The organism is Dietzia sp. NPDC055343 (assembly GCF_053645265.1).
The window spans coordinates 1-2076 of record NZ_JBSHMJ010000119.1; the positions used below are offsets into that span (position 1 = coordinate 1).

Consider the following 2076-nt stretch of genomic DNA (forward strand, 5'->3'; position numbering starts at 1 on the left):
GCCCGCTGCCCACATCGACATCATCGATCTGCGAGGCCTGGTGCCTGGGCTGGAGTAGGGCCCACGGTCAGGTCACAAGGCTGTGGCTTGACCGGAGCTTCCCCTAGTCGAGACCCTCTCGCAGCCGTGCGGCCGGTATCCAGTCGATACCAAACACCCGGGCCACCTCGAAGAAGGTGGAGGCGTCCGCGTCGGTGCTGGTTGCGGAGGCGATGAGACGGGACAGCATGACCGTCCCCGCTCGTTCTTCGATCGTGCCCGCCGCCGCGAGTAGCGACCAGGCGCAGACCTGATGGTTCCGGTGCGCGCGTCCCATCGTCTGCTCGGCCAGAAGTCCCGAGTAGCGGGCCTGATGGAAGAAGCCCCTGCGCGGGGTCGTGGTGGCGAACGAACTGTCGGCGAACTGCTCGCCCGCCTGCAGGTTGATCGCCGTGGGCGTGTTGAACACCACCACCGGCGCCTCGCCCCGCTGGAACCGCATCCGCTCGGCCTCGGCCTCCGGATTGGCGCCGTAGATCCGTGTGACCGGGATCCCGTCGGCCTCGAGCATCTCGGCCACCGGATGCGCGGCCGTGGACACCATCTCGGTGGCGATCAACACCTGGTAGCCGCGCTCGAGCTCGGCCTTGGCCGCCGCCACCGTGTGCTCGACCCGGATCATCGAGGCCTTTTGGCGCAGTCGCACCAGGGCGGCCAGCCCGCGGGCGACGTTGTTGCCCGTCCTGGCCAGCTGCATCTCCCGCTGGAAGTCGCCCCACTCCAGCTCGTAGGCCCGCCACTGGTCCGGGGTCAGCTCCACCAGGTCCACGTCGAAGGGTGGCGGCCCCCACGGCGCCGACCGGGTGAGAAGCAGAGGCGGGTCGTGTCGAAGCAGGGTGTCGCGCACGTCGCTGATCGCGGTTTGCTGCGTCTGCAGCGACTCCTTGGCCGGATGATGCCCGGGGGTGGCGGTGATCGTCAGCACGAACGGCGCCTTGTCGTGCGGCTCATCCATGCGCGTGAGGCGCCGCATGTAGCTGGTCCGTTTGCTGTCGAAACGGAATTGGTGGGCCTCGTCGACGAGCGCGACTTCGACTTTCAGCCGCGGGCGCCCGTTCCGGGCCATCAGTTTGCCGAGGCTGTCCGAGGACATGATGATCCAGCGTAGATCGTCGTCGCCCAGTGCGGCGATGGTGCGCCGCCACGACGGGATGGTGATGCGGGCCGGCCGATCCACCGTCACCAGCACAGTCCGTGCACCACGCGACGCGGCGATGGCCTTCGCCGCGGCCACTGCCACGAGGGTCTTACCGGTGCCCACGTCGTTGGCCAGATGGACCTGCCGGAACTGCCCCTCGGCGGCAGCGACGATCGCGTCCACGTCCGCGAGTTGTTCCGGGCGAAGAGTCATCGGTGCGGCTGTCGCGCCGGGGCCCTCGCTGCCGTTGAGCTCGTCCTCCCGCCACCGCAGGTAGGAGTACGGCTTGCTGGCGTAGGGCTCCAGTGCGCTCGGCAGGGCGGTGCCGACGTAGGCGTGCGCGGTGAGGGACTTGTAGTAGGTCACCCCCGCCGGGGTCCCGCCCTCGAATCCTCCCCAGGGGAGTTCCAAGAGCCACACTCGCTGGCCGGGAGGGATCGACGGCACCGCCGCGCTGGACTTCTTGGTTGCCTTCGCTCGCGTGGTGCCGGCCTTGCGCTTGGCGCCGGTCTTGCGCTTCGTGGTGGCCTTACGCGAGGGCCGGGTCGCCATCAGATCCCGCTGTCGTTGCGGGCGGTGACGAGGGCGGGTGAGTCCACGGTGTTCTCCCGGGTGGTCCTGGTTGGGTCGGGCTCACTCTGGGGGCCGGCGGCGGTGCGTCGCGGACGTTACTCGTTCGACGACGGAAGGACGATGCCCCAGCGCATCAGGCTGCGATGTGACGGTACGGAATTCTACGGCCCGCTCCAGTCCCCTGATCGGATTGCCGGATAGGGCTTCAATGCGTGCTCGATAACCCGCCCGTCTGCGGTCGTAATTCGGAAGGACGTGCAGCCGTCGACGTACCACGCGTTCTGGGGGTCCGGAACGTTGTACGTCGCCCAGCGTCTGATGAGCGG

1 protein-coding gene is annotated in these 2076 nt (G+C 68.5%); it reads right to left on the reverse strand.

The window, feature by feature from the left end; genetic code table 11:
- Positions 1 to 103 precede the first annotated feature (103 nt).
- Positions 104 to 1729 (reverse strand): DEAD/DEAH box helicase family protein, encoded by a 1626-nt coding sequence (locus tag ACWIE7_RS18930; RefSeq protein WP_454070293.1) that lies wholly within the window; start codon positions 1727 to 1729, stop codon positions 104 to 106.
- Positions 1730 to 2076: the final 347 nt, after the last annotated feature.